Raw genomic sequence first — 26456 nt, forward strand, 5'->3', positions numbered from 1 at the left:
GTGTCCTTACGGGTTGGCCCGGTTGTATTCGTTCTGCTTGTCGTTGCGGTCCATGATCGTTGCCATCCACGACAACCGGTCGCCATGGAAGCGGACCTGGAAGTGCCGGTTGTCGCGCTTGCCCGCGTACTCGCCCTGCTTCCAGGCCGGGTGCTGGTCCACTTCCAGGCAGCCGCACAGCAGCAGCGGCAACAACAGCAGGGCCAATGGCACGCGGCGCTTCATGGAATCCTCCACGGGTCGTTCTGCGCATCCGTCACCTGCTGGTTCTCGCGCGGCAGGTCGCCCCGGATCTTCGTTTCGCCGCCCCGCTTGGCGCGGCCATAGGCGATCTTCCAGCCCCACAGCTCGGGGCCATAGCCGCGCGTCTCGACGCGCTGGCGGTAGATGTTGGCCACCGTATCGGCATCGCCGCCCAGCAGCGCCTTGGTGCCGCACATCTCCGCGCAGGCGGGCAGCTTGCCCTCGGCGATGCGGTTGCGGCCATACTTCTTGAATTCCGCCTCGGAGGTATCGGGCTCCGGTCCGCCCGCGCAGAACGTGCACTTGTCCATCTTGCCGCGGTGGTTGAACAGGCCCGTCTCGGGGAACTGCGGCGCGCCGAACGGGCAGGCGTAATAGCAGTAGCCGCAGCCGATGCACTGGTCCTTGCTGTGCAGGACGATGCCGTCCTCCGTGTGGTAGATGCAGTTGACGGGACAGACCGCCAGGCAGGGTGCGTCCGTGCAGTGCATGCACGCGACCGAGACCGAGCGCTCGCCCGGCACGCCGTCGTTGATCGTCACGACGCGGCGGCGGTTGATCCCCCACGGCAGCTCGTGCTCGTTCTTGCAGGCGGTCACGCAGCCGTTGCAGTCGATGCAGCGCTCCGTGTCGCAGATGAATTTCATTCGTGCGGCCATGATGTTCCTCTCGTCAGGCGCGCGCCAGCCGGCACAGCGACACCTTGGTTTCCTGCATCATCGTCACGGCGTCGTAGCCGTACGTCCAGCCCGTGTTGACGGACTCCCCGCGCACTTCCGGCGCCCCGCCTTCCGGATAGTGCCTCTCCAGGTCCTCGCCCATCCACCAGCCGCCGAAATGGAACGGCATCCAGACGATGCCGGCGGGGACGCGCGGCGTCACCATCGCCATCATCTTCAGGCGGGCGCCCGTGGGCGTCTCGATCCAGATGTATTCGCCCAGCTTCGCGCCGATCTGCGCCGCGTCCTGCGGGTTAACCTCGCAGAACATGTGCTGCTGCAGCTCCGCCAGCCAGGGGTTCGAGCGCGTCTCTTCGCCGCCGCCCTCGTACTCGACGAGGCGGCCGGACGTCATGATCAGCGGGTAGTCCTTGGAGAAATCCACCGCCTGCACGGACTTGTACAAGGTGGGCAGGCGCCAGAAGTTGGCCTTGTCGTCGTAGGTCGGGTACTTCGCCACCAGGTCGCGCCGCGATGACAGCAGCGGTTCCCGGTGCACCGGCACGGGGTCGGGGAAGTTCCACACGTGGCAGCGCGCCCGTGCATTGCCGTAGGGCGCGCAGCCGTGCGCGATCGCCACGCGGATGATGCCGCCCGACAGGTCGGTCTTCCAGTTCTTGCCCTCGGCGGCGGCCTGCTCGACCGGCGTCAGTTCGGCCCACCAGCCCAGCTTTTTCAGGAACACGTGGTCGAACTCCGGATAGCCCGTGTCGATCTCGCTGTCCTTGTTGGTGGAACCGTCCGCCGCCAGCAGCGACTGGCCGTCGTGCTCCACGCCCCAGTTGGCGCGGAACGGCAGGCCGCCTTGCGCGATCGGCTTGGACAGGTCGTACAGGATCGGCGTGCCGGGATGCTTCATCTCCGGCGTGCCCCAGCATGGCCACGGCAGGCCGTAGTAGTCGCCCTTGCACGGGCCCGACTCGGCGCGCAAGGTGGTCGGATTGAACGTGTGCTTGTGCTCCATGTGCAGCTTGAGCCGCTCCGGCGAGCAGCCCGTGTAGCCGATGGTCCAGCACGAGCGGTTGATTTCGCGCAGGATGTCCTCCACCACGGGTTCGTTGTGCACCACCTTGATGGTCTTGCACAGCTCATTGGCGAAACCCAGCTTCCTGGCGAACAGGTACATGATCTCGTGGTCCGTCTTGCACTCGAACAGGGGCTGGATCACCCGTTCGCGCCACTGGATGCTGCGGTTCGACGCCGTCACCGAGCCCTGCGTCTCGAACTGCGACGCGGCGGGCAGCAGGTAGACGCCGTCCTGGCGGCCGTGCATGGCCGCCGTCAGGCTGGGATACGGATCGATCACCACCAGCATGTCGAGCTTCTGCATGGCCGCCTTCATGTCCGGCAGGCGAGTCTGGCTGTTCGGCGCGTGGCCCCAGTAGAACACGGCGCGCAGGTTGCTGGGCTGGTCCATGTACTGGGCCTGCTCGTTGACGGCGTCATACCAGCGCGACACCGTGATGCCCGGCTTTTCCATCAGCTCCTTGGAGCCGAAGCGGCCCCTCAGCCATTCGTAGTCGACGCCCCAGACGGTGGCGAAGTGCTTCCAGGCCCCCTCGGCCAGGCCATAGTAGCCGGGCAGCGAATCGGCGTTCGGGCCAACGTCGGTGGCGCCCTGCACGTTGTCGTGGCCCCGGTAGATGTTGGCCCCGCCGCCCGGCACGCCGATATTGCCCAGCGCGAGCTGCAGGATCGACAGCGCCCGCACGTTGGCCGTGCCCACGTGGTGCTGCGTGATGCCCATGCACCAGACCACCGACGACGGCCGGTTCAGCGCCAGCATCTCGGCCGCCGTGCGCACGGCCGCTTCCGGCACGCCCGTCACGTCCGAGACCTTCTCCGGCGTCCACTTCGCCACTTCCTTGCGCACCTCCGCCATGCCGTAGGTGCGGTCCTCGATGAATTTTTTGTCCTCCCAGCCGTTGGCAAAGATGTGCCACAGGATGCCCCACACCAGCGCGATGTCCGTGCCGGGGCGGATGCGGATGTAGTGGTGGGCGAAGCGTGCCGTGCGCGTGAAGCGGGGATCGATGACGATCATCTTCGCCCCCAGCTCCTTCGCGTGCAGGAAGTGCAGCATCGAGATCGGATGCGCCTCGGCCGGGTTGGAACCGATGAACAGCACGGCCTTGCTGTAGTGCAGGTCGTTGAACGAATTCGTCATCGCGCCATAGCCGTAGGTCTGCGCCACGCCGGCCACGGTGGTGGAATGGCAGATGCGGGCCTGGTGGTCGACATTGTTCGAGCCCCACAGCGAGACCCACTTGCGCAGCAGGTAGGCCTGTTCGTTGTTGTGCTTCGAGCTGCCGATCACCATCAGTGCATCCGGCCCGGCCTTCTCGCGCAACGTCAGCAGGCGATCGCCGATCTCGTCGATGGCCTGGTCCCACGAGATGCGCGTGTACTTGCCGTTCACCAGCTTCATCGGATAGCGCAGCCGGTGTTCGCCGAAGCCGTGCTCGCGCACCGAGGCACCCTTGGCGCAGTGCGCGCCCATGTTCAGCGGCGAATCGAAGGCCGGCTCCTGGCGCACCCAGACGCCGTTGCTGACGACCGCCTCGACGGAGCAGCCCACCGAGCAGTGGCTGCAGACGGTGTGCTTGATCTCCGTCTGGACGGGCGCGTCCGGCACCGGATCGGCCGCGGCGGCCGGCTGCATGATGTTCAACGGCAGGTGCCGCGCCAGCGCGCCGGCGCCGGCCGTGATGCCGGCACCGACCAGGAAACGGCGCCGGCGGCGCCCTTCGTCGCGGGTGATTTTTTGCAGGGACATTGGGACCTCTGGTGCTAGCGTTATCAGCGCTTAGCGGCGCTTACCAATAAGCGGCCGTCTGGTAGTAACGGCGGATGTGCTCCGTCTCGTGGTAACCGCGCTGCTCCGGCTGCGCCGGCGCGGGCGCCGCTGGCACCACCTCGACGGCCGGGGCCGGCCCGGCAACCAGTGCCAGGGCACCCAACGGCGCGGCCTTCAGGAACGCACGGCGGGTGCGCAGGGGTTCCTCGCTGGCGGCGGCCGGCGGGACGGAGACGATGTCGTTCATGGAGTGATCCTCATGCCAGCGCCGCATCGGCCGTGCTGTCGACGGCAAACGCCTGCGCTTCGATGGTGAGAAAGGCCGCGACGAAGGCCGCCACGACGCGATAGAAATTGGCGCCCGGGCCCTGCGCGACGTCCTCGAGACAACGGGCGAACCACGGCCCGAGGTGCGCCTCGAAGAACTCCTGCTGGCGCGCCAGCGGACGGCCGGACAGGATCAGCACGCGCATGGTCTCGCACAGCGCGCCAAGATGGTCCTCGAACTCCGCGACGCCGGCAACGCGCGCCAGCCCCAGCGCGGCCAGGTCGGCCCGCAGTTGCGCCAGCGGCGTGTCGTTCAGGAAGCCGGACAGGTAGAGCGAACCGTAGGGATTGACGGGGGGCGTGCCCAGGCTGATGAACAGGCCGTCGAACTCTTCCGCGACCGCCGCGGCATCGACCACGGCGGCCGCCAGCACCAGCTGCTCCCAGGCGTCCTCCAGGGGCCGTTCGTCGTGGCTGCCCAGGATCGGATCGGCCGCGGCCAGGTCGGCCAGCAGCGCGGCATCGGGCGGCGCCAGCAGCAGGCGCGCGGCCAGGGCGTACAGGTCGGCCCGGGCCTGGTCTTCAGCGCCGAGGGGCGGCGCGACGGACCGGGTAGCGGACGGCGTGGTGGGTTGGCTCGCGGCAAAACATGCTGACTGGCCCTGCACTGGTACTTCTCCCGTTAGCAAAATCACAGGGGAAGTGTATGGTCTGCACGGGCTTTGCGTCGCACGCTTGGTCTCGTTGGGGTCCGTCCCGGCACGGGACCGACCCCGAAGTTTGCTGGCTGCACGGTCGCGCTGCCGACTTCAGGGTCAGTCCCCTGCGGGGACAGAACCTAATACCGCTAAGTTAAGCACCATAAGCAACCCCTACGGCGACGGGCCGGGGGCAGACCCGGCGGGACTCGGCGTCCCCGTCTGCCCCAGTTCCTGGTCTTGGGTTTCAGGAAAAAGCCAGCGGCTCGCTGACCTACACGTCTTAACTTAGCGGCATCAGGGACAGACCCGCGCCGGTCTATCGCGCGGCCAGCCGCGGCCAGGCCCGCCACAGCCCGGCCAGGTGGACGAGGCCGATGACGGCGCAGATACCGGAGCTCCAGTACCAGAACGCCGGGCTGTTGCCGGGGAAATGCGCCTGCATCGGAACGAACAGCAGTCCCCGCGCCAGGTACACGGCGGTCACGGCGGCCAGCACCCAGCGCAGCAGCGGCAGCCGCGCGATCATGCCGGCACCGGACCAGGCGTACAGGCCCCACACCGCGAGGATCGCGGCGATCGCCAGCGTGACCAGCGTGGGCTGCCACAGCCCTTGTTCGGCGGCGCGTGCCATGCGCTCGCCGGCACCCATGGCCAGGTACCAGCGCGGGCCGCCGGCGATGCAGGCCAGGTGGCCGACGGATGCGGCCAGCGACAGGCACCCGGCAAGCAGCAAGGCGGGCGTGTGCGGCGGTGTCGAAGTGAAGTAGCGCATGGTGGTGGGCTGGTGTCGGATAGTGGCGATGTCGTGCCGGTAGGCCACCGGCAGCGCCAGCGTAACCTGACATTGCATGAATTGCAAGATGGCCGTTCAGCGCATCCCTGCCGCATGCATCAGCACGCGCAGCAGCCCGGCGACCACGGCCAGCGCCGCCACGCCGCCGCACCACAGCACGACCAGCCAGCCGAGCCGGCGCAGCCACTGCGGCGCCATCAGTGATACCCCTCGCCCGACCTGACCTTGCCGCGGAAGACAAAATACGACCAGCCCGTGTACATCAGGATGAACGGCAGGATGACCAGCGTGCCGACCAACGCGAAGCCCTGGCTGGACGGCGGCCCGGCGGCCTCCCAGATCGTGATGTAGGGTGGCACGATGTGCGGCCAGATGCTGATCGCCATGCCGGTATAGGCCAGCAACACCAGCGCCAGCGCCATCAGGAATGGCAGCCGATGCGGGCTGCGCGCCAGCGACCGCAGCAACAGGAACACCGCCAGCAGCACCAGCGCGGGCACGGGCGCCAGGAAAGCCATGTTCGGGAAGCTGAACCAGCGCTCGGCGACCTGCGGGTAGCGCAGCGGGGTCCAGGCGCTGACGGCGACGATGGCGGCCAGCATCAGGAACGTCAACGGCCGGGTGACGCCGATCATGCGCTGCTGCAGCGATCCTTCCGTCTTCATGATGAGCCACGTGGCGCCCAGCAGCGTGTAGGCGATCATCGTGCCGCAGCCGGCCGCCAGCGCGAACGGCGAGAACCAGCTCATGGCCGTGCCGCTGAAGCTGCGGCCGGAGACGGGGATGCCGCTCAGGAAGGCGCCCAGCGCGACGCCCTGGAAAAACGCCGCGACGACGGAGCCGCCGATGAAGGCCTTGTCCCAGATGTGGCGTTCGCGCTCGCGCGCCTTGAAGCGGAACTCGAACGCCACGCCCCGGAACAGCAATCCCAGCAGCATGAAGATCAGCGGCAGGTACAGCCCGGACAGCACGATCGAATACGCCACCGGGAACGCGGCCAGCAGGCCAGCGCCGCCCAGCACCAGCCACGTCTCGTTGCCGTCCCACACGGGTGCCACGGTGTTCATCATGACGTCGCGGTCGGCGCGGGCCGGCACGAACGGGTACAGCATGCCGATGCCCAGGTCGAACCCGTCCATGACAACGTACATGAAGACGCCGAAGAAGATGATGGCGGCCCAGATCACTGTGATGTCGACGCCCATGTCAGTGTCCTCCTCGTTCCGGTGGCAGCGGCAGGCCCTCGTCGGCGCCCTCCTGCGCGGCCGACAGCGGCCGCGCGGGGGTGCGTCCGGCACCCGGGCCGCCCTCGGGCGCCTGTTGCAGGTCAGCGGCCTGCGGGCCCTTGCGCACCAGGCGCAGCACGTAGGCGATGCCGATGCCGAACACGAACAGGTAGCTGACGACGAACAGCGCCAGCGTCAGCGCGAGCGCGCCGGCGCTGTGCGGCGACACCGCATCGGCCGTGCGCAGCAGGCCGTACACGACCCACGGCTGGCGCCCCACCTCGGTCGTGACCCAGCCGGCCAGGATCGCCAGCAGGCCGGCCGGGCCCATTGCCAGCGCGGCGCGCAGGAACAGGCGCTGGCCGTACAGCCGCCCGCCCCGGCGCAGCCACAGGCTGCACAGGCCCAGCGCGATCATGGCCAGGCCCAGCCCGACCATGATGCGAAAACTCCAGAACACGATGGGGGCGTTGGGCCGCTCTTCGGGCGCAAACTGCTTCAGGCCGGGGACCTGGCCGGTCCAGCTGTGCGTCAGGATCACGCTGCCCAGGTGCGGGATGCCGACGGCATAGCGGGTGCGCTCGGCGGCCATGTCCGGCATGCCGAACAGCAGCAGCGGCATGCCCTCGCCCGGGCGGTTCTCCCAGTGTCCCTCCATCGCCGCCAGCTTGGCCGGCTGGTGGCGCGCCGTGTTCAGCCCGTGCAGGTCGCCGATGACGGCCTGCAGCGGCGCCACCAGCAGCACCATCCACATCGCCATCGACAGCATCTTGCGCACGGCCTTGTCGTCGCGCCCGTGCAGCAGGTGCCAGGCCGCGGCGGCGCCAACGAACAGCGCCGTCGACAGGTAGGCCGCGGTGCCCATATGGGCCAGCCGGTACGGAAACGACGGGTTCAGGATCACCGCCAGCCAGTCCACCGGCACGGCCCGGCCGTCGACGATCGCGTGGCCCTGCGGGGTTTGCATCCAGCTGTTCGAGGCGAGGATCCACGTGGCCGAAATCAGCGTGCCCAGCGCCACCATGCACGTGGCGAAGAAATGCAGGCCGGGTCCTACCCGGTTTCGCCCGAACAGCATCACGCCCAGGAAACCCGCTTCCAGGAAGAATGCCGTCAGCACCTCGTAGGCCAGCAGCGGGCCCGTGATGCCGCCGGCGAATTCGGAGAACTGGCTCCAGTTGGTGCCGAACTGGTAGGCCATGACGATGCCCGACACGACTCCCATGCCGAACGTGACGGCAAAGATGCGCAGCCAGTAGTGGTACAGCGTCATGTAGACGGCTCGCCGGGTGACGAGCCAGCAGCCCTCGAGCACGGCCAGGTAGCTGGCCATGCCGATCGTCAATGCCGGAAATACGATGTGGAACGCCATCGTGAACGCGAACTGGATCCTGGCCAGCTCGAGTGCGGAAAACCCCATCATGCAGCGCCCTCGCCGGTGACTTTTCAGTGACGGCGAATGTAGCATGGGGGCGCGGCGCGCACGATTGCGCGGCCGGCTGAAAGTGGCGACCGCGCGGCGCGGCCAGCGCGACTGCCAGGGCCATCCGGCGGGCGCCGGATGGCCTTACCGCATCAGCCGCGGCGGCGGCGGGCGACGAAACCCAGCGCGGCCAGGCCCAGGCCGAACATGGCCAGCGACGACGGTTCCGGCACGGCGCTGACCGTCACCACGGTCTGCGAGCCGGTCGCCGCGTACGTCGTGAAGCGGTACTTGTCGGCAATGGCGATGCGCTCGTCCTGCGCGGTGGCCAGCATGGCGGTCGCGCCGCCGATGACGGCCTGCGCCTTGCTGCCATTGTCGGCCAGCACGGCCGCCAACGCGCCGCTCGCCAGGTTGCCGTCGTCGGCGACCAGCTCCCACAGGGCCAGCTGGAAGCTCAGTGCCGTGACGCGCTTGTCGCCCGTCAGCTGGCCCATGCCCGAATAGTCGATGCTCGAGTAGTACTGCGAGTACAGGCGCTTGACGTCGTCGCCGAACGCCACGTTGGGCGTGGCGGCGTAGGTCGTCGTGCCGGTGACCATCGGGGTGAACGGGTCGATGCAGAACGCCAGCAGCGTGGCGTCGTCCGTCACGCTCCACACGGGCACGGTGCGGGCCAGGCTGTCGGTGCCGAAGTTGGCACCGGCCTGCGTGAAGATGCCTTGCGAGGCGGCGGACTTGACGATGACGCCCGCGTGGGCGGCGCCGGCCATGGTCAGGGCGGCGGCGGCGATGAGTTGGACGAGCGGTTTGGCGATAGTGGTCATGGTGTCTTCTTGTCGTTGTAGGTAGTTCGGTTAGATTGCTTGCTGCGCCGGTTCGGGCTGGCCGACCAGTTCGGCCATGGTCGGCGCCGCGATGCCGGCTGCCGCCGCGTCGGCGGCGGACACATTGAAGTACACGTCCGTCATGTCGACGGCGCGGCCGTCGATCACGGCGCTGCTGCGCTCCAGGTGCAGGTTGCCGTTCGCATCCAGGAACGGCAGCTCCTCGAACGCGACGTTCAGGGCCGTCACGCCGGCCTGCGCCAGCGCGATCAGTTCGCCCGCATCGGTGCGGCCGTTGCCGTTGGCGTCCTGCCACAGGGTCAGCGCGCCGAACCGCGCGTCGTGCGCATCGACGATGCCGTCGCCATTGCTGTCGAAGCTGGCCAGCCTGGCGAAGCCGCTGCCCTTGGCCGCGCCGCCGAACAGTTCGCCGATGCCGTCGATGCTGCCGTTGCCGTTCGCATCGATGGCCAGGAAGGCGTCGCCGGCCGACAGCCAGCCGGACTGGATGGCCTTGCCGGTTCCCAGCAGGTCGAAACTGCCGTGGAAGTCGGCGCGGGCGATCGTCTGGATGCCGTCGCCGTTCAGGTCGAGTGCGATCGGCGTGATGGCCGCGTCCCAGCGCATGTCGTTCTCGCCGGAGGACAGGAACGTGGCATCGGTCTGCGTCACGCCGGCCTTGCTGACGCCGTCGCCGTTGACGTCGGAGTCGATCGCGTCGTTGCCGCCCGTGTTCTTGACGCCCCACTTCCAGTCGTTCATCGAGTAGGTGCGGTGGGACAGGTCGGTGAAGAGCACGTTGGTCTTGTCGAACTTCAGGTAGTAGCTGCCCGGATCCAGGTTGCTGAACAGGTAGGAGCCCTTCGCGTCCGTGACCGTGCTGCCGACCAGCGCGCCCGTGCCGGCGTGGTACAGCGCGACCTTGATCTTGCCGATGCCTTCCTCGCCGCTGTCCTGCACGCCGTTGTGGTTGGCGTCGCGCCAGACCTTGTCGCCGATGCTGGCCTTGCGGTACAGGCCCGCGTCGATGCTGGTGTTGTGTTCGCCCGCGGCCAGCGTGAACGTGCCGCTGCCGGCGCTGCCGCTGGCCAGGTTGACGAAGTCCGAATCGAGGCTGTTGCTGCCCACATTGGCCTTGGTCGTGTACCAGCCGTTCGGCTTGACCACTTCGACGCTGTAGCTGCCGGCCTGCAGGCCGGCGAACTTGTAGCTGCCGTCGGCGGCGGTCACGGTCGTGGCCTTCAGGTTGTGGGCGGCATCGTACAGGCGCACGGTAACGCCGCACACGCCCGCTTCGCCGGCATCCTGCACGCCATCGAAGTCGCAGTCTTCCCACACGCGGTTGCCGACCGAGGCCGCCGCCGCGATACCCGCATCCACGCTCGTGTTGTGTTCGCCCGAGACCAGCGTCACCTTGTGCGAGCGGCCATCGGCGCCGATGTCGGAGTCGCGCGCGTCGTCGCTGCCGGCGTCGCGCCGGGTAATGACGTAGCCAGAAGGCAGTGCCGATTTGTCGAACTGCACGCTGTAGCTGCCGGGCTTCAGGTTGCCGAACTGGTACAGGCCATCGCAATCGGTCGTGGTCGTGGCCAGGGCCTTGCCGTCGGCATTGAGCAGCGTTACCTTGGCGCCGCCGATCCCCGTGTCGCCGCTGTCCTGGATGCCGTCGCCATCGCAGTCGTACCAGACCCGGTTGCCCAGCGAGGCCGCGCGATACAGGCCCGCGTCGATCGTGGCCAGCTTGTCGCCGGCGCGCACCGTGAACTGGGCGGTGGCGCCGTTGGTGCCGATGTCGCTGTCGGCGGCGTCGTCGCCCACGTTGGCGACGGTGGCCAGGTAGCCGGCCGGCGCCTTGACGGCCACGCTGTACGTGCCGGCGGCGGCCTTGAAGGCGTAGGCGCCGGCGGCGTCCGTCGTCGTGCTGGCGACTACCTTGCCGGTGGCGTCCTTCAACTGCACGGCGACGCCGGCGATGCCCGCTTCGCCGCTGTCCTGCACGCCGTTGCCGTTCCTGTCCTCCCAAACGCGGTCGCCGATGGTGGCCATGTCTTCCACCAGGCCGGCGGCCAGGGTGGCATGCGCACCGGACGCCAGCGTGACGGGCGCCGTGCTGCCGTCCGCGGCGGCGGCCGAATCCAGGCCCGGCGTCGTGAACTGCAGGCCGGCCGGCAGCGAGGCCGTGTCGAACTTGACGCTGTAGCTGCCCGGCTTCAGGTTGGTGAACGTGTAGTTGCCGCCGGCATCGGTCAGCGCGCTGGCGACCTGCTTGCCGGCGCCGTCGAGCAGCGCGACGCGTACATTCGCCACGGCCGTCTCGCCGGCATCGCGCACGCCGTCGCGGTCCGCATCCTTCCAGGCCTGGCTGGTCAGCGACGCGGCGCGATACAGGCCACCGTCGGCCGCGTTATTGACTTCGCCCTGCGCCAGCGTGATGGCGCCGGTACGGCCGGAAGCGTCGAAGTCGCTGTCCAACGCGCCGTCGCCGCCCTGGCCCTTGGCCGTGGCGACATAACCGTCCGGGGCGCGCAGCTGCGCCGTGTAGGTGCCGGCGGCCACGTTGAAGAAGTACTGGCCGTCCGCGCCCGTGGTGGTGGTCTTGACGACGGCACCCGTGCTGTCCTTCAGTTCCACGGTGACGCCGGCGATGCCGCGCTCGCCCGCATCCTGGATGCCGTTGGCGTTGCCGTCTTCCCAGATCGTGTCGCCCAGCTGCGCCAGCGCGCCCTCGCCGCCGGTGGGCGGGTCGGTGTCGCCGGGATTGTCCGGCGGCGTCGGCAGCGGAATCTTGAAGGTCAGGTGGTTCTCCGCCACGCTGGTGTCCTGCGCGCCCGGTCCCACGGTGCCGCCGTTGTCGCGCACGTGGAAGCCCACGTCGACGATGCCGCCGGTCGTGGCGGAAGGCACGAACGTCAGCGCACCGGCACGCAGGTCCAGCGCCGAGACTTCGGTACCGGCGGCGATCGCGCTGCCGTGCAAAAGCACCTGGCCGGCCAGCGGCAGCGCCGTGATGATCACGGCCTGGAAGGCATCGCCCTCGACGGGATCGCGGAAGCCGAAGGCCTCCTCGCCCAGCACGACCGGCGTGCGGTCGGCCAGGTCATACGCGCGGTCGGCGCCGAACGGCGCGTCGTTGACCGGGTCGACGACGACCTTCAGCGTCAGCGTGACCAGGTCGCCGTCCTCGCCCGCGACCAGGAATTCATAGGTGGTAAAGCCGCCGTTGTAGTTCGGCTGCCATGCGCCCGGACGCACGTACAGCGTCTCCTCGTCGACCATGCCGAACAGCGGCGTGTTGTCGAAGGCCTTGGTGCCGTCCGGCAGGATGGCGACGAACTCGGTAATCGTGACGCCCTGCTCGCTGGTGTAGCCCGCCTGCGCCAGGATGTCGCGCAGGGTCAGGTTGACGGAGGTGTCCTCGAAGACGTGGATGGTACTGGCCAGTGAAATGTCGCTCATGCGGTGTCGGTCCGGCTCGTGGCCGGTTTTCTGTTGTATGCGTTGAGAAGGACAGGACGGCGTGGCGAAGTCTGGGCCAGCGGAGGTCGAATGTCGCGCAGCGGGCGCTGCCGATTACGCGTTATCAACTTTTATATCCTGAAAAACATCATTGTTGCAGGTTTTGTAAAAAAAAGCCAGTTTTACAACAACCGTGTAGAAATTTTTAACGACTTGTTGTTTGTTTGCAAAAGCTGTTGCGCGAATGCGTGGCCGCTGCAAGCTGTCCCATCGATTGGACGGTTCGTCGCAGCAGCCGCGCTGATGTTGCCCCGAAGCGCTACGCTGCTCGTCAACATCAGCCACCGAAAGGATCCTCATGCGCAAAGCCCTCCGTCCTGGCGTCGCGTGCGCCGCCGCGCTGCTGGCGATCGCGCCCTGTCGCAACGCACTGGCACAGGTCGCGCTGGAAGACCTCGATACCGGGATGACCGGTCCACGCGCGCAGGTACTCGTGCTGGGCACGGTGCACCTGAACACGCTGCCGCCCGGTTTCGATCCCGCCGCGCTGGACGGCTTGCTGGCGCGGCTGGCCGCGTTCCGGCCCGACATCGTCACCATCGAAACGGAGTCGGGCGAGGAATGCGACCTCGCTGCGCGCCATCCGGCCCGCTATGGGCCCGACTACTGTCCATCGACCGCGGCGGCGCAGGCGGCAACGGGCCTGGACATGCCTGCGGCGATCGCCGCCGCCGATGCGTCGTTCAAGCGCTGGCCCGCGCAGCCGTCGCCCGCCCAGCGCCGGCGCCTGGCGGCCGTGCTGCTGGCGGCCAACGACCGGGCGTCCGCCTATGTTCAGTGGCTGCAGTTGCCGGCCGGCGAGCGCCGCGCGGGAGACACGCTGGACGAGCCCCTGGTGCGCCTGCTCGACAAGCTCGCCACGACCAACAACGAAAACTACCAACTGGCGGCGCGGCTGGCCGCACGGCTTGGCCTGCAACGCGTGCACGCCGTCGACAACCACACCGGCGACCGCATCGACGTGCCGGACATCAAGCCGTTCGTACAGGCAGTGGAAGCGGCATGGGCCAGCGGCGGGGCGGCGCTGAAGGAAAGCGAGCGGCGCGAGGCGGCGCTGGCGCGTGCAACCGATCTGCTGCCGCTGTACCGGCTCGTCAACGATCCAGACCAGCTGCGCATCCGGGCGCAGGCCAACGTGGTGCCGGCCCTGCGCGCCGATTCGCCGCAGCGCTACCCGCTGATGTGGGTGGCCGGGTGGGAGATTCGCAACCTGCGCATGGTGGCCAATGTGCGCGAGACATTCCGTGAGCGGCCGGGGGCGCGCGTCCTGGCCGTCGTGGGCGCGACGCACAAGCCGTGGTTCGATCGCTGGCTGGGGCAGTTGCAGGGGGTGGACGTGGTGGATGCCGCGACGGTGTTGAAGTAGGACGCCGGAGAGGCGCTGCGCTCGCGGCCCGGCGCGACCCCATGTGCGCGGCGAGAGCCTCGCGCCAGCGCGCTTGTCTCCCCCCGGCAGGCGAGGCATACGTCGAGCGCCCTCGGCGCAGGGCCCTGGCGCTGGCGCGCCAACAGATGGGCGATCCCGAGGGCTCGCGTTGGCAGGCCAAGCCAGTCCCCCCTCTCCAGCCTTTTCGTTTCCCTGCAGGGAGACTTCGACGATTAGCCGGCAACACGGTGCACCGCTGTGTACATGAAGCCGCGTTCGATTTGACGTCGACCAACCCGACGGTAATCGTCCCCGGCCAAGCTCGCAAACGGCCTAGGATACCCATCTGGAGCTGCACATCGCCCAATCGCATTCTGGTACCGCACCTCGATGACCTGAGCGACCTCTTTCAGTAATGCACTGGAGAATCGTGCTAAAATAGCAACCTCTTGATCGAAATGCGACACGTGCGCTGCGGCTTGGAAGCCCTCCCTCGGAACAAAGCCATCCAACGCCATGACCGAGCCCAGGTCCAAGCCAACTTATGCGCGCCCGAAGTCGCCGTCCCTCATTGAATACGATTGGCCCGCAAGATGTCGGCGCGGTGGAAGCAGCCTTCGACAAACGATTTGATGTGGCTCCATGCGACGTCAACATCGGAATGGGATCGTGGCGTGTTGCGCCAGCAAAAATGGCTTGCATAGGCCACCGGAAATCCATCAAACCCTATCAATTTCTATCTTTTAAGGAAACCAAATGAAAAGCCTGTTTGCGCCTCTGATATCCAGCCTATTGCTTTCCACGCTGGCAATCCCCGCTTTGGCTGGCAAAGACATGCCACCGTCGGCATTTTTTGATGCGGCGATTTGCAAACCTTCTTATTCCACGCGCCATGCCTTCGATATCTATGACGCTGCGGAAAAGCTAGGCAAGCCTGACCGGTTATCAGGAGCAGCGGTCTACCATCTTCCCGCTCCAATAAAAAAAGACGGGTTTGTTGCGCACGATGTCCTGTTAGCGAGTTCGACCATTGGCGTCCTCGTTGATGGCGACGTTGCCGAAGAGCTGGCCAAGCGCTACAAACTGGCACCTCAGAAATATAATATTATCAACATGTCAGGATTCGCACGGGAACTGCCTGATTCCCAGCAAAAGATGAAGGGGATGGGAGTAACTTATCTGGTGGCACTCAAGAGTAGTGCGTTCAAGAACAAGACCCTGCTGGCATGTCAATTTGTCAGCGACGAAGACCGCAAGAATATGGAACTTTTGAGCGAGGATTGAGGAAACGCCGAAACGAAAATTTTTCAGCTGCCTCGCCGCGATTTGCAGAACAGGGCGATGACTCGTTGTCAGAGAAGCTGGCTGACGGGTTTGACCGCGGCAATCGCGGCCAAGGCAAACTCAACGGCTACTCCAGGGGATGCCGCCTCGTTCTGGCGGAACGAGGTATGAAGAGTGAAGGCATGTCAGGCGCCCCTCGGCGCGAAGCGCCAGCAAATGGGCGATCCCCAGAGTCCCGCACGAGCAAGCGGGGGGTCTTCGAATCCCTCCCTCTTCCGTCCGGACAAAAAAAAACGGCATCCCGCAGGGGATGCCGTTTTTCTTTGTTCTGGCGGAGAGGGTGGGATTCGAACCCACGGATGGGTTGCCCCATCGCTTGATTTCGAGTCAAGTACATTCGACCACTCTGCCACCTCTCCTTTATCCACCGCGCGCAGAGCTGACGCTGTAGATCCCCGGGCTGCAGCTGTTCGTTGCAACTCGAGAGGCGCTATTCTAGCCGAGGGTTGCTGTTGCGTCAAATCTCATTGCTGAGGGTGCGGGGAGCCGCGTGTTTTTCGATGGCGGTGGCGGAACAACGGGGACCTGCACCGTTCCTGTGGCCTTAACGCCTCTTGATCGGTACATGTCCTGTTGCGCTTCGCGCCGCCCGGCGTCGCGCAATCGCGCTTGTCCTGCTGGGGCGGCGTTGCCGCGAAGCGCAACGCGCCAGTAGCGCAGCGTGCGAGAGCCTCGCGCTGGCGCGCTTGTCTCTCGTGATGAAATGGGTTACGTCGCGCGCCCTCGGCGCGCGGCGCCGCTGCGAAGCAGCGGCAAATGGGCGATTCGGAGAGCCCCCGCGCTGGCAGGCGCGGGGTCTTCGAATCCGACCCTCTCCGTCCGAACAAATAAAAACGGCATCCCGCAGGGGATGCCGTTCTTATTTGTTCTGGCGGAGAGGGTGGGATTCGAACCCACGGATGGGTTGCCCCATCGCTTGATTTCGAGTCAAGTACATTCGACCACTCTGCCACCTCTCCTTTCTCGCATTGCTGCGAGAAGGCAAGATTATAGCAGCCCTTCAGCAAATGTGAAGGGCTTTTTTCGTCATGCCTTCAGCTGCGTCAGCCCGCCCATGTACGGCTGCAGGACCGCCGGAATCTCGACGCTGCCGTCCGCCTGCTGGTAGTTTTCCAGGATCGCCACCAGGGTGCGGCCCACCGCCAGGCCGGAGCCGTTCAGCGTGTGCACCAGTTCCGGCTTGCCCTGCGCGTTGCGGAAGCGCGCCTGCATGCGGCGGGCCTGGAACGCTTCGCAGTTCGACAGCGACGAAATCTCGCGGTACGTGTTCTGCGCCGGCAGCCATACTTCCAGGTCGTACGTCTTGGCTGCGCCGAAGCCCATGTCGCCCGTGCAAAGCGACATCACGCGGTACGGCAGGCCCAGCTGCTGCAGGATCGCCTCGGCGTGGCCTACCATCTCTTCCAGCACCTCGTACGATTTCTCCGGATGGACCACCTGGACCAGCTCGACCTTGTCGAACTGGTGCTGGCGGATCATGCCGCGCGTGTCGCGGCCGTAGCTGCCCGCTTCGGAACGGAAGCACGGCGTGTGCGCCGTCATCTTCAACGGCAGCGCGTCCAGGGCGACGATCTCGTCGCGTATGGTGTTCGTCAGCGTCACCTCCGACGTGGGGATCAGGTAGAAATTCTCGCCCTCGCCTTCGGCGCCGCCCTTCTTCACCGAGAACAGGTCCGCCTCGAACTTGGGCAATTGGCCCGTGCCCAGCAGCGAGTCGGCGTTGACCATGTACGGCGTGTAGCATTCCGTGTAGCCGTGCTTGTCGGTGTGCGTGTCCAGCATGAACTGCGCCAGCGCACGGTGCAGGCGGGCGATGCCGCCCTTCATGACGGCGAAGCGCGAGCCCGTCAGCTTGGTGGCGGTGTCGAAGTCCAGGCCCAGCGGGGTGCCGACGTCGACATGGTCCTTGACGTCGAATTCGAAGCTGCGCGGGGTGCCGACCTTGCGCACCTCGACGTTGCCGCTTTCGTCGCTGCCGGCCGGCACCGACTCGTGCGGCAGGTTCGGCACCGCTTGCATGAAGGCGCTCATCTTTTCCTGCACGGCGGCCAGCGCCGTCTCGTTGGCCTTCAGCTCGTCGCCCAGGCCCGCCACTTCGGCCATCACGGCCGTCGTGTCTTCTCCCTTGCCCTTCAGCATGCCGATCTGCTTGGACAGCGAATTGCGCTTGCCCTGCAGTTCCTCGGTGCGCGTCTGGATCGCCTTGCGCTCCGATTCCAGCGTGTTGAAGGCTGCCACGTCCAGCTGGAACTTGCGCGTCGCCAGGCGGGTGGCGACGGTGTCGATGTCTTTGCGGAGAAGTTGGATGTCTATCATGGGAATTGCCGGGAATGTCGAAACCGCAATTGTACCAAGACGACGTCCTGTTCCTCGAGTTTTACGCGGGCACCCGGGTGGCCCGCTCCGTCAGATCAGTGCGGCTTTCTCGGCGGCGGTCAGGCGCTTGGCGGCGATCGTCACGACCGGCATCGGCACCTCGCCCTGCACGGTCACGACGGGGTCGGCGGCGACCATCAGCGGCTGCGGCTCGGTCGTGGCGAACGTCACGGACAGCGCGACGGCGGCGACGACGACGAAGATGGCTTCCATGTGTTTCAGTGCGTTCATGATGTTCTCCTTCAGGTCGGTGGTACAACGTGTGCTGCGATGGTTGTACTGTACCTAAAGGCGTTCTGCGCCTCCATCGGGTTCCGACGGAGCGCGCGAAACGCGGGATGAACTGCAAAAAAGCGGTAGCGAAGGCGCTGTCAACGCACCGGATTGCTGGCCTGCTCGCCCACGACGGTGTGCCACTTGCGCACGGTCCAGCGCTTGACGAGGCCATGCCGCACATAGGGATCGGCCTGCGCGAACGCCTCGACGACGGCCGGGCTGTCGGTCGTGAACACCAGCAGGGCCATGTCGATGGGATCGCCGGCCGCGCCGGCCAGCAGCAGTTCGCCGCGCCCGACGGCATCCCACGCCAGTTTCAGGTGTTCGGCGCGGAACTGCTCGCGGCGCTGCAGGTAGTCGTCGGCCAGTTCATAGGACAGCAGGTGATGCATCGGTGACCTCGTTCGATTGGTGGGACAGGAGCCAGCGCAGCACGAGCGTATTGAACTCGTCGGGGCGGCGCAACATGGGCCAGTGGTCGGTGTCCATCGCGACGGCCTTGCTGCCGGGCCGGGCGTTGAGCCACGCTTCCCACTGCGGCGAATGGAACATGAACGGCTTGCGGGTGCCGTAGACGAACAGCATCGGGCAGGCGGGGCGGAACGTCTTGACGCCCTTGTACTTGCCCGTCCACGTGGAATAGTAGGGGTAGTTCTTCGCGACAGTGATCTGGTCGGGTGGCGTGGGCACGCCCATCTGGCGCGACAGCCAGCGCGACATGTTCTCGCCGACGCCGCCGCCGATGCGCCAGGCCGCCGCCAGCCACAACTGGTAGCCGACGATGCCCAGCAGCGCGGGGATCGTCGTGGCCTTCTTGAACTCGCGGGAGCCCGCATCGCCGATGTCGACCCCGACGACGCGTGACACCCGGTCCGGATGACGCATCGCGAAGTGATAGCCGAACAGGCAGCCCCAGTCGTGCACGAGCAGGATCACCGGCTTGTCCGGACTGACTTCGCGCACGACGGCCTCGCACAGGCCGATCAAGGCATCCAGCGAATGCTCGACGCTGGCCGCGCCGGGCTCGAAACCGGGCCACGTGAAGCGCACGCAGCGAAAGTGCGGCTTGAACGCCTCGACCTGTTTTTCCCACAGCGCGCGGGTATCGGGCCAGCCGTGCAGCATGAGGACGGTCTCGCTGCCGGTGCCCTCGATCAGGACTTCCGTGCCGTTGATGGTTTTGACTTGCACCTGGGCCCCTTTCATTTGATTGATGTCAAAAGGACTATATCACTGCGGGAGCAGCGGGAACCATCGACGGGCTGACGAATCTGATCCTGTATCGATATATCGATCCGAAAGGCGCATATGGATTCCCACTCGACCATAGCAGGCATACTGGGCTACCTCGGCAGCTGGGGCATCGGCCTGCCCGGGCTTGCGCTCGTCCTTACGGCATTCGTCATCTGGCGCCGCACGCGTTCCAGCCACATACTCTTGACCAGGCTATGGCGGCTCTTCCACGGCAAGTCGGACTGCAAAGTGCCGGCGATCGGAGACTTCCTGGATGAGCAGACAGCCATACACCAGTTCCGTTTCACCACCGGCATACAGATCCGTAATGTGCAGCAAGCCAGGCGGCTGGCCACACTGTTTCGCGATGACAGCGCAATGTTGAACAAGATTGCCGCGGCCGGCCCGCACTTCGATCTCGACGCCATGCAGCTGCGCCCACGGGAGCAATTACCGCGGCTGTTCGGCATGGCCTGCGCCAGCTTGGCGTATGCGCTGGCAGCCTGGTCGCTCGTGGCCGTGCTCGTCGCCTTGACGGTCGATCGCGCCTTCCTGCGGATCACGGCCACCGGAACCTGGCTGACGCTCGACACGAACTATGCAAAACCGATGTCCGAGAGAATGGGATTTCGGCTCGACGCCTGCAAGCCGGCGTCGCTTCCGCCGGATACGGGCGGCTTTTCGCCCGAGGAGGCTGCCGCGATCTGCCGGGCGTTCGGCGCACCCGACAACGCTCCATTCATCCGCACGTCGATCCAGGAGCAGCGCTGGATGTTGGGCGTACTGTTGGTACTGCTGGCCTATCTGATTGCCGAGCTGCACCGCTGGCTGGCGTACGCCAAGGGCGCGCGAGCGTTGAAGCGACGGTTGGACACCAGGCCGCGCGACTCGCCGTCCACGGCCGCGGAGGAATGAATCACTCCTCCCCAGCCGCCCGATCCAGCTCCCGCAACCACGCCAGCTTGTCCGCGATCTTGGCCTCCATCCCGCGCGGCACGGGCTGGTACCAGCGCGGCTCGGGCATCCCGTCGGGCAGGTACGTTTCGCCCGCAGCGTAGGCGTTGGGCTCGTCGTGGGCATAGCGGTACTCGTGGCCGTAGCCCAGCTCCTTCATCAGCTTGGTCGGCGCATTGCGCAGGTGTACGGGCACCTCGCGCGACTTGTCTTTCTTGACGTGCGCCATGGCAGCGTTGAAGGCGTTGTAGCCGGCGTTGCTTTTCGGCGCGATGGCCAGGTAGACGACGGCCTGGCCCAGCGCCAGTTCGCCTTCGGGCGAGCCCAGGCGTTCATACGTCTCGGCGGCATCGTTGACCATCGTCAGCGCGCGCGGGTCCGCCAGGCCGATGTCTTCCCATGCCATGCGGATGATGCGGCGGGCGAGATATCTCGGGTCGGCGCCACCGTCGATCATGCGGCAGAACCAGTACAGCGCGGCGTCCGGGTGCGAGCCGCGCATGGATTTGTGCAGGGCCGAGATCTGGTCGTAGAAGTTGTCGCCGCCCTTGTCGAAGCGGCGCGCGTTCAGGGTCATCGCGTTCTCGACGAACTTCGCATCGATCTTCGTCGTGCCGGAAGAGCGCGCGGCCGTGTCGGCCTGCTCCAGGAGGTTCAGGAAGCGGCGCGCATCGCCGTCGGCAAAGCCCACCAGCGTGTCGATGGCGACCTCGTCGAACTGCAGGTGCGACAGCACGGCCTTGCGCGCCTTGTCCAGCAGCTGGCGCATCTCGGTGTCCGTCAGCGATTTGAGCACGTAGACCTGGGCGCGCGACAGCAGTGCCGAGTTGACCTCGAAGCTGGGGTTCTCCGTCGTCGCGCCGATGAACGTGACGAGGCCCGATTCGACGAACGGCAGCAGCGCATCCTGCTGCGCCTTGTTGAAGCGGTGGATCTCGTCGACGAACAGGATGGTATGCCGGCCGTACTGGTCCAGGTTCTGCTGGGCCTGCTCCATCGCGGCGCGGATGTCCTTGACGCCCGCGAAGACGGCGGACAGCGCAATGAACGCGGCATCGAAGGCGTTGGCGGTCAGGCGTGCCAGCGTGGTCTTGCCCACGCCGGGCGGGCCCCACAGGATCATCGAGTGCGGCTGGCCGGACTGGAACGCCAGCCGCAGGGGCTTGCCCTCGCCCAGCAAGTGGCCCTGGCCGATCACTTCGTCCAGCGTCTTGGGACGCAATGCCTCGGCCAGCGGCTGGCGCGGTTCGGCGGAAAACAGGTCGGCCATGGGCGCCTTCAAGAAAGCCTGCTTACTGGTTGACGACGTCCGCGCCCTTCGGCATCGCGAACCTGAACGAGGTCGCAGTAAGGGCCGGATTCTTCTCGAACTTGCGGAACGCCAGTATGGAGGTCTGGCCGAAGTTGTCGCGCAATTCCATCGCTTCCGGCTGGCCGTTCTTCAGGCCGATGACGATCTGCTCGAAGCTGGTGTCCTTGGCTTTCGGGACGGCCTTCAGCCACTCCAGGCCGTCACGCGTGCCCGCTTCGGACAGGGTGAAGTTCTTCTCCAGCTCGTTGCTGCCGAACAGGATGGCGGCCGGCGAGGAGCCCAGCGCATCGCCCAGCTTCTTCACGGTGACCTGGTTCAGGTCCTTGTCGTAGATGTACAGCTGCTCGCCGTCGGCCTGCAGCAGTTGTTCGTAAGGCTTCTGGTACTGCCAGATGAACTTGCCGGGGCGGGCGAACACGAAGGTGCCCGTGGACGGGGCGGAGGTCTTTTTCGCGCCATCGACGTTCTTTGTGAGCGTCTGCGTGAACTCGCCCTTGGCGGCCTTGGTCGAGCCGACGAAGGTCTTGAACTGGTCCAGCGCGCTGGCGTGGACGTTGGCGGCGCACAGCACGGTGGCCGCGATGGCAAAGCTAAAACGATGCATATTATTTTCCTTATTCTGCGGAAGCGGCCGGAACCAGGATGTCCCGGTTGCCGTTCGATTGCATGGCCGAGACCACGCCGCTCTGTTCCATCTGTTCCAACAGGCGCGCCGCGCGGTTGTAGCCGATGCGCAGGTGCCGCTGCACCAGCGAGATCGACGCGCGGCGGTTCTTCAGCACCACCTGCACGGCCTGGTCGTACATCGGGTCGGCTTCGCCGCCGCCCTCGCCCGCCGCCGCGCCCTCGGCGCCGCCGCTGCCGTCTTCCAGGGTGCCTCCCTCCAGGATGCCCTCGATGTAGTTCGGCTCGCCCTGCAGCTTCAGGTGGGCGACGACGCGGTGCACCTCGTCGTCCGACACGAACGCGCCGTGCACGCGGATCGGCAGGCCCGTCCCGGGCGGCATGTACAGCATGTCGCCCATGCCCAGCAGCGTCTCGGCGCCCATCTGGTCCAGGATCGTGCGCGAGTCGATCTTCGACGACACCTGGAACGCGATACGCGTCGGGATATTGGCCTTGATCAGGCCCGTGATCACGTCCACAGATGGGCGCTGCGTGGCCAGAATCAAGTGCAGCCCTGCCGCGCGCGCTTTCTGCGCGATCCTGGCGATCAGTTCCTCGACCTTCTTGCCGACCACCATCATCAGGTCGGCCAGCTCGTCGATGATGATGACGATGGTCGGCAGCTTCTCCAGCGGTTCCGGCGAATCGGGCGTCAGCGAGAACGGATTCGGGATGTGTTGCTCGCGCTTGGCCGCATCGGCGATCTTGGCGTTGTAGCCGGCCAGGTTACGCACGCCCAGCTTGGACATCAGCTTGTAGCGCCGCTCCATCTCGTTGACGGCCCAGTTCAGCGCATGGCCGGCCTGGCGCATGTCCGTGACGACGGGTGCCAGCAGGTGCGGAATGCCTTCGTAGACGGACATCTCCAGCATCTTCGGGTCGATCAGGATCATGCGCACGTCCTGTGGATCGGACTTGTACAGCAGCGACAGGATCGTCGCGTTGATGCCGACGGACTTGCCGGAGCCGGTGGTACCGGCCACCAGCAGGTGCGGCATCTTGGCCAGGTCGGCAACGACGGGCTTGCCGGCGATGTCCTTGCCCAGCGCGACGGTCAGCGCGGAAGCGTTGTCGGCATATACCTTCGAGCCGACGATCTCGGACAGGCGCACGATCTGGCGCTTGGCGTTGGGCAGTTCCAGCGCCATGTAGTTCTTGCCCGGAATCGTCTCGACGACGCGGATCGACGTCAGCGACAGCGAACGGGCCAGGTCGCGCGCCAGGTTGACGATCTGGCTGCCCTTGACGCCCGTGGCCGGCTCGATCTCGTAGCGCGTGACGACGGGGCCCGGATAGGCGGCGACGACCTTGGCCTCGACGCCGAAGTCCGACAGCTTCTTCTCGATCAGGCGGCTGGTGAATTCCAGCGTCTCGACGGCCACCGTTTCCTGCGCCGGCGGCGCCTCGTCCAGCAGCGCCAGCGGCGGCATGTCGGTGTTCTCGATCTCGCCGAACAGCGGCACCTGTTTTTCCTTCTCGGCCCGTTCCGATTTCGGGATCGACATCATCTGCGGCTCGACGCGGATGATCGGCGCCGGGGCCGGCGCGGCGGCGGTTGCGGCCGGCTCGCCCTTGTCCTCGCCCTTGACCGCCTTGACCGCCTTCGCGGCCAGCTTCTGCAGCAGTTCGGGATGGCGCTCGACGTGCTTCTCGCGCTCCTTGACGACCACTTCCTCGCGCTTGACGGTGGCGGCCATGCCCTGGCGGCGGTCTTCGCGGTCCTGGTAGCGCAGGATGACCCACTCGATCGACAGCTCGATCGCTTCGCCGATGCGCTCGGCCACGGCCATCCACGACACGTGGAAGAACAACGAGAAGCCGATGCCGAACAGCAGCAGCAGCATCAGCGTGCCCCCGGTGGAGCCGAGCCCCACCTGGGCGCCGTTGCCGAGCAGCTGGCCCAGCACGCCGCCGGGCGTGCGCGGCAGCTCCACGTGCAGCGAGCGCATGCGCAGGTACTCCAGGCCCATGCTGCCGACCAGCAGCAGTACGAAGCCGACCAGCCGGATGAAGCCCTCATGGCGGTGCTCGGGGTCTTCGTCCGCGGGCTGCTCCAGCAGGAAGGTGCGGGTCAGGCGACGGTAGCCGCGCCACACGTAGCGCACCAGGTACAGGCACCACCACCAGGCGGAGAAACCGAAGATGTACAGCATCAGGTCGGCAATCCACGCGCCCGCGCGGCCGCCCAGGTTGGCGACCTTCGGCACCAGGCTGGCATGGGACCAGCCCGGATCGACCTTGTGGTAGCTGGCCATGATCAGGATGAAATACAGGCAGAGGGCCGCCAGCGCGAACCAGCGCGCTTCGGACAGCAGCCGCACCAGCCGGTTCGGCAGTGGCTGGCGTTCGGAGGCCGTGCGCGTATAACTGTTGCCAGTCGTTTGACTCGTTTTGCTCATGTTTTGTTGCTTCGGGTGCTGCGCACAGTGATTATTTCTATTGCGCATATTCTAAGGCATCCACGGGGCAGCCGGCCTTTCTGTTCGCAGGAAATGCCGGCTTTTCGGGCCGGATTGCGGCCATTTTGCGTCCCGGGCAGTTACATGTACCCGCTACGCATGTAAAAGTAGCCAGCGGGGCCGCCGGACCGCGACAGGACGGCCGGCGCGGCATTCACTTATAATCCCGCTTTGCCTGCCGTGAACGCCCTGCCCCGCGCCGCCGTGCGCCCTTGTGCCCCACGGCAATGCCCCAATATCCGTTGTATCCCATTTCGCGAGAACAAGCTCCATGACCACTACCAAACACGCCCGCGTACTGATCCTTGGCTCGGGCCCCGCCGGCTACAGCGCCGCCGTCTATGCCGCGCGCGCCAACCTGAAGCCGATGCTGATCACGGGCGTCGAACAGGGCGGCCAGCTGATGACCACGACGGACGTCGAGAACTGGCCGGGCGACCCGCTGGGCGTGCAGGGTCCGGAGCTGATGCAGCGCCTGCTGCAGCACGCGGAGCGCTTCAACACGGAAATCGTGTTCGACCACATCCACACGACCAAGTTGTCGGAAAAGCCGTTCCGCCTGATCGGCGACGCGGGCGAGTACACATGCGATGCGCTGATCATCGCCACCGGCGCATCGGCGCAGTACCTGGGCCTGCCGTCGGAAGAGGCGTTCATGGGCCGCGGTGTGTCGGCGTGCGCCACCTGCGACGGCTTCTTCTACCGCGGCCAGGAAGTGGCCGTGATCGGCGGCGGCAATACGGCCGTCGAGGAAGCGCTGTACCTGTCGAACATCGCCAGCAAGGTCACGCTGATCCACCGCCGCGACAAGTTCCGCGCCGAGCCGATCCTGGTCGACCGCCTGATGGCAAAGGTCGCCGAAGGCAAGATCGAGCTGAAACTGAACAACAACCTGCACGAAGTGACGGGCGACACCAGCGGCGTGACGGGCCTGACGCTCAAATCGAACGACGGCGAACTGTCGACGATCTCCGTGCACGGCCTGTTCGTCGCCATCGGCCACAAGCCGAACACGGGCATCTTCGAAGGCCAGCTGGACATGCACAACGGCTACCTCAAGACGCGCGCCGGCACCGAAGGCATGGCGACGGCGACGTCGATCCCGGGCGTGTTCGCGGCCGGCGACGTGCAGGACCACGTCTACCGCCAGGCCATCACCAGCGCCGGCACGGGCTGCATGGCCGCGCTGGACGCCCAGCGCTACCTGGAAGCGCAAGAGTAAGCCGGCAAGGAGGCACGATGGCGGGACTGAAGAGCTTTGCCGACCTGAAAGGCTTGAGCAAGCAGCTGAAGGAAGACAGCGAGGCCCGTGCGGCCGCGGAGGCGGAACGCCTGCGCCGCGAAAAGGAACAACTGGCCGAGGCCAATGTGTTCCGCGGCAGCCTGGGCGGCGTCAAGAAGCTGCCCGAGTCGAACCGCTACGTGCCGCAGGCGCCGAAGCCGATCCCTGTCGCGGCGGCACCGAAACGCCCGCTGACGGCCGCCGAGCAGAAGGACGACGACGCGGCCGTGCTGCGCGAAGCGATGCTGTCCGACCTGTTCGAGGTCGATCACTACATGGAAGAAGACCCGGCGCTGAACTACCTGGCGCCCGGCGTCGGCGGCGACGTCATGAAGCGCCTGCGCAAGGGCCACTGGCCCGTGCAGGACGAGCTGGACCTGCATGGCCTGCGCCGCGACGAGGCGCGCGACGCCATCGCTGCGTTCCTGATGCGCTCGCACCGGCGCGGCCACCGCTGCGTCTGCGTCATCCACGGCCGCGGCCTCGGCTCGAAAGGCCAGGAACCGGTGCTGAAATCGATGGTGCACAGCTGGCTGGTGCAGACGGACGGCGTCATCGCCTTCAGCCAGGCCCGCGCCTCCGAGGGCGGCGAAGGCGCCTTGATCGTGCTGCTGCGGGCTGCGCTGCGCCCCGAACGCTGAACGTTGCCAAAAATTGGGGACTGTCCCCGATTCTT

At 66.4% G+C, this 26456-nt stretch carries 24 protein-coding genes and 2 tRNA genes; 5 read left to right on the top strand and 21 right to left on the bottom strand.

The window, feature by feature from the left end:
- Nucleotides 1-6: 6 nt before the first annotated feature.
- The 12 genes from PX653_RS11400 to PX653_RS11455 form a co-directional block, all read right to left on the bottom strand.
- Entirely contained in the window at nt 7-225 is a 219-nt protein-coding gene (locus PX653_RS11400) for a hypothetical protein (protein ID WP_277417991.1), read from the bottom strand.
- Nucleotides 222-902: a formate dehydrogenase FDH3 subunit beta gene (fdh3B, locus tag PX653_RS11405; protein ID WP_277417992.1), complete on the bottom strand. Its 681-nt coding sequence runs from the start codon at nt 900-902 to the stop codon at nt 222-224. Before fdh3B ends, PX653_RS11400 begins: the two co-directional genes overlap by 4 nt.
- A 13-nt stretch (nt 903-915) precedes the next feature.
- Entirely contained in the window at nt 916-3738 is a 2823-nt protein-coding gene (locus PX653_RS11410; RefSeq protein WP_277417993.1) for a formate dehydrogenase subunit alpha, read from the bottom strand.
- A gap of 40 nt (nt 3739-3778) precedes the next feature.
- On the bottom strand, nt 3779-4006 hold the full coding sequence (locus tag PX653_RS11415; protein WP_277417994.1) for a twin-arginine translocation signal domain-containing protein: 228 nt from the start codon (nt 4004-4006) through the stop codon (nt 3779-3781).
- 10 nt (nt 4007-4016) lie between these two features.
- Nucleotides 4017-4694: a TorD/DmsD family molecular chaperone gene (locus PX653_RS11420; RefSeq protein WP_277417995.1), complete on the bottom strand. Its 678-nt coding sequence runs from the start codon at nt 4692-4694 to the stop codon at nt 4017-4019.
- Between the two features lie 349 nt (nt 4695-5043).
- Nucleotides 5044-5577: a hypothetical protein gene (locus tag PX653_RS11425; RefSeq protein ID WP_277417996.1), complete on the bottom strand. Its 534-nt coding sequence runs from the start codon at nt 5575-5577 to the stop codon at nt 5044-5046.
- 18 nt (nt 5578-5595) lie between these two features.
- Nucleotides 5596-5718, bottom strand: coding sequence for a DUF2474 domain-containing protein (locus PX653_RS11430; protein WP_277417997.1), 123 nt, complete (start codon nt 5716-5718; stop codon nt 5596-5598).
- A complete protein-coding gene (gene cydB, locus PX653_RS11435) occupies nt 5718-6725 on the bottom strand; it encodes a cytochrome d ubiquinol oxidase subunit II (RefSeq protein WP_277417998.1) in 1008 nt (335 codons plus the stop codon). The genes PX653_RS11430 and cydB overlap by 1 nt, the downstream gene beginning before the upstream one ends.
- 1 nt (nt 6726) lies before the next feature.
- The gene (locus PX653_RS11440) at nt 6727-8169 is read right to left on the bottom strand and encodes a cytochrome ubiquinol oxidase subunit I (RefSeq protein ID WP_277417999.1); all 1443 of its coding nucleotides are present in this window, start codon (nt 8167-8169) and stop codon (nt 6727-6729) included.
- A gap of 152 nt (nt 8170-8321) precedes the next feature.
- A complete protein-coding gene (locus PX653_RS11445) occupies nt 8322-8996 on the bottom strand; it encodes a PEP-CTERM sorting domain-containing protein (protein ID WP_277418000.1) in 675 nt (224 codons plus the stop codon).
- Nucleotides 8997-9026: 30 nt separating this feature from the next.
- Nucleotides 9027-12452, bottom strand: coding sequence for an SdrD B-like domain-containing protein (locus tag PX653_RS11450; protein WP_277418001.1), 3426 nt, complete (start codon nt 12450-12452; stop codon nt 9027-9029).
- A 114-nt stretch (nt 12453-12566) separates the two neighbouring features.
- Nucleotides 12567-12812, bottom strand: coding sequence for a hypothetical protein (locus PX653_RS11455; protein ID WP_277418002.1), 246 nt, complete (start codon nt 12810-12812; stop codon nt 12567-12569).
- Between PX653_RS11455 and PX653_RS11460 the strand changes: the two genes are divergently transcribed.
- Together PX653_RS11460 and PX653_RS11465 are read left to right on the top strand one after the other, a co-directional pair.
- Complete coding sequence (locus PX653_RS11460; protein WP_277418003.1) at nt 12811-13878, top strand: DUF5694 domain-containing protein; 1068 nt, start codon at nt 12811-12813, stop codon at nt 13876-13878. The genes PX653_RS11455 and PX653_RS11460 overlap by 2 nt on opposite strands.
- A 756-nt stretch (nt 13879-14634) precedes the next feature.
- A complete protein-coding gene (locus PX653_RS11465; RefSeq protein WP_277418004.1) occupies nt 14635-15162 on the top strand; it encodes a hypothetical protein in 528 nt (175 codons plus the stop codon).
- Nucleotides 15163-15491: 329 nt separating this feature from the next.
- On the opposite strand, the gene PX653_RS11470 is transcribed toward PX653_RS11465, so the two are convergent.
- The 6 genes from PX653_RS11470 to PX653_RS11495 all read right to left on the bottom strand — a co-directional run bounded on the left by PX653_RS11470 (nt 15492) and on the right by PX653_RS11495 (nt 19065).
- A tRNA-Ser gene (locus tag PX653_RS11470) sits at nt 15492-15581 on the bottom strand.
- A 510-nt stretch (nt 15582-16091) separates the two neighbouring features.
- Nucleotides 16092-16181 (bottom strand) — tRNA-Ser (locus PX653_RS11475).
- Between the two features lie 67 nt (nt 16182-16248).
- Nucleotides 16249-17538 carry a serine--tRNA ligase gene (gene serS, locus PX653_RS11480; protein WP_277418005.1) on the bottom strand — a complete coding sequence of 430 codons (1290 nt, stop codon included), beginning with the start codon at nt 17536-17538 and terminating at the stop codon, nt 16249-16251.
- Between the two features lie 90 nt (nt 17539-17628).
- Nucleotides 17629-17829, bottom strand: a complete 201-nt coding sequence (locus PX653_RS11485) for a hypothetical protein (protein ID WP_277418006.1) — start codon at nt 17827-17829, stop codon at nt 17629-17631.
- A gap of 140 nt (nt 17830-17969) precedes the next feature.
- A complete protein-coding gene (locus tag PX653_RS11490; RefSeq protein WP_277418007.1) occupies nt 17970-18266 on the bottom strand; it encodes a YciI-like protein in 297 nt (98 codons plus the stop codon).
- Nucleotides 18244-19065, bottom strand: coding sequence for an alpha/beta fold hydrolase (locus PX653_RS11495; protein ID WP_277418008.1), 822 nt, complete (start codon nt 19063-19065; stop codon nt 18244-18246). The genes PX653_RS11490 and PX653_RS11495 overlap by 23 nt, the downstream gene beginning before the upstream one ends.
- Before the next feature lie 117 nt (nt 19066-19182).
- Between PX653_RS11495 and PX653_RS11500 the strand changes: the two genes are divergently transcribed.
- Nucleotides 19183-20022, top strand: coding sequence for a DUF6216 family protein (locus tag PX653_RS11500; protein ID WP_277418009.1), 840 nt, complete (start codon nt 19183-19185; stop codon nt 20020-20022).
- 1 nt (nt 20023) lies between these two features.
- Here PX653_RS11500 and PX653_RS11505 read toward each other — a convergent pair whose 3' ends face one another.
- From PX653_RS11505 to PX653_RS11515, 3 genes are read right to left on the bottom strand one after another with little or no spacing between them, the layout of a single operon-like run.
- Entirely contained in the window at nt 20024-21331 is a 1308-nt protein-coding gene (locus PX653_RS11505; protein WP_277418010.1) for a replication-associated recombination protein A, read from the bottom strand.
- 22 nt (nt 21332-21353) lie between these two features.
- Nucleotides 21354-21977, bottom strand: coding sequence for an outer membrane lipoprotein chaperone LolA (gene lolA / locus PX653_RS11510; RefSeq protein ID WP_277418011.1), 624 nt, complete (start codon nt 21975-21977; stop codon nt 21354-21356).
- Nucleotides 21978-21987: 10 nt separating this feature from the next.
- Entirely contained in the window at nt 21988-24438 is a 2451-nt protein-coding gene (locus PX653_RS11515; RefSeq protein WP_277418012.1) for a DNA translocase FtsK, read from the bottom strand.
- 331 nt (nt 24439-24769) lie between these two features.
- Between PX653_RS11515 and trxB the strand changes: the two genes are divergently transcribed.
- A complete protein-coding gene (gene trxB / locus PX653_RS11520) occupies nt 24770-25720 on the top strand; it encodes a thioredoxin-disulfide reductase (protein ID WP_277418013.1) in 951 nt (316 codons plus the stop codon).
- Between the two features lie 17 nt (nt 25721-25737).
- On the top strand, nt 25738-26421 hold the full coding sequence (locus tag PX653_RS11525) for a Smr/MutS family protein (RefSeq protein ID WP_277418014.1): 684 nt from the start codon (nt 25738-25740) through the stop codon (nt 26419-26421).
- The last annotated feature ends 35 nt before the right edge of the window (nt 26422-26456 follow it).

The sequence above is a fragment of the Pseudoduganella chitinolytica genome (assembly GCF_029028125.1).
In the GTDB taxonomy this organism is placed as follows: Bacteria; Pseudomonadota; Gammaproteobacteria; order Burkholderiales; family Burkholderiaceae_D; genus Rugamonas; species Rugamonas chitinolytica.

Coding starts and splice junctions, on each gene's coding strand:
- PX653_RS11490 (WP_277418007.1), bottom strand. CDS start 18,266: ATGCATCACCTGCTGTCCTATGAACTGGCCGACGACTACCTGCAGCGC.
- cydB (WP_277417998.1), bottom strand. CDS start 6,725: ATGGGCGTCGACATCACAGTGATCTGGGCCGCCATCATCTTCTTCGGC.
- PX653_RS11460 (WP_277418003.1), top strand. CDS start 12,811: ATGCGCAAAGCCCTCCGTCCTGGCGTCGCGTGCGCCGCCGCGCTGCTG.
- PX653_RS11425 (WP_277417996.1), bottom strand. CDS start 5,577: ATGCAATGTCAGGTTACGCTGGCGCTGCCGGTGGCCTACCGGCACGAC.
- PX653_RS11415 (WP_277417994.1), bottom strand. CDS start 4,006: ATGAACGACATCGTCTCCGTCCCGCCGGCCGCCGCCAGCGAGGAACCC.
- PX653_RS11525 (WP_277418014.1), top strand. CDS start 25,738: ATGGCGGGACTGAAGAGCTTTGCCGACCTGAAAGGCTTGAGCAAGCAG.
- PX653_RS11500 (WP_277418009.1), top strand. CDS start 19,183: ATGGATTCCCACTCGACCATAGCAGGCATACTGGGCTACCTCGGCAGC.
- PX653_RS11515 (WP_277418012.1), bottom strand. CDS start 24,438: ATGAGCAAAACGAGTCAAACGACTGGCAACAGTTATACGCGCACGGCC.
- PX653_RS11455 (WP_277418002.1), bottom strand. CDS start 12,812: ATGAGGATCCTTTCGGTGGCTGATGTTGACGAGCAGCGTAGCGCTTCG.
- PX653_RS11485 (WP_277418006.1), bottom strand. CDS start 17,829: ATGAACGCACTGAAACACATGGAAGCCATCTTCGTCGTCGTCGCCGCC.
- trxB (WP_277418013.1), top strand. CDS start 24,770: ATGACCACTACCAAACACGCCCGCGTACTGATCCTTGGCTCGGGCCCC.
- PX653_RS11440 (WP_277417999.1), bottom strand. CDS start 8,169: ATGATGGGGTTTTCCGCACTCGAGCTGGCCAGGATCCAGTTCGCGTTC.
- lolA (WP_277418011.1), bottom strand. CDS start 21,977: ATGCATCGTTTTAGCTTTGCCATCGCGGCCACCGTGCTGTGCGCCGCC.
- PX653_RS11410 (WP_277417993.1), bottom strand. CDS start 3,738: ATGTCCCTGCAAAAAATCACCCGCGACGAAGGGCGCCGCCGGCGCCGT.
- PX653_RS11505 (WP_277418010.1), bottom strand. CDS start 21,331: ATGGCCGACCTGTTTTCCGCCGAACCGCGCCAGCCGCTGGCCGAGGCA.
- PX653_RS11465 (WP_277418004.1), top strand. CDS start 14,635: ATGAAAAGCCTGTTTGCGCCTCTGATATCCAGCCTATTGCTTTCCACG.
- PX653_RS11445 (WP_277418000.1), bottom strand. CDS start 8,996: ATGACCACTATCGCCAAACCGCTCGTCCAACTCATCGCCGCCGCCGCC.
- PX653_RS11400 (WP_277417991.1), bottom strand. CDS start 225: ATGAAGCGCCGCGTGCCATTGGCCCTGCTGTTGTTGCCGCTGCTGCTG.
- fdh3B (WP_277417992.1), bottom strand. CDS start 902: ATGGCCGCACGAATGAAATTCATCTGCGACACGGAGCGCTGCATCGAC.
- PX653_RS11450 (WP_277418001.1), bottom strand. CDS start 12,452: ATGAGCGACATTTCACTGGCCAGTACCATCCACGTCTTCGAGGACACC.
- PX653_RS11430 (WP_277417997.1), bottom strand. CDS start 5,718: ATGGCGCCGCAGTGGCTGCGCCGGCTCGGCTGGCTGGTCGTGCTGTGG.
- serS (WP_277418005.1), bottom strand. CDS start 17,538: ATGATAGACATCCAACTTCTCCGCAAAGACATCGACACCGTCGCCACC.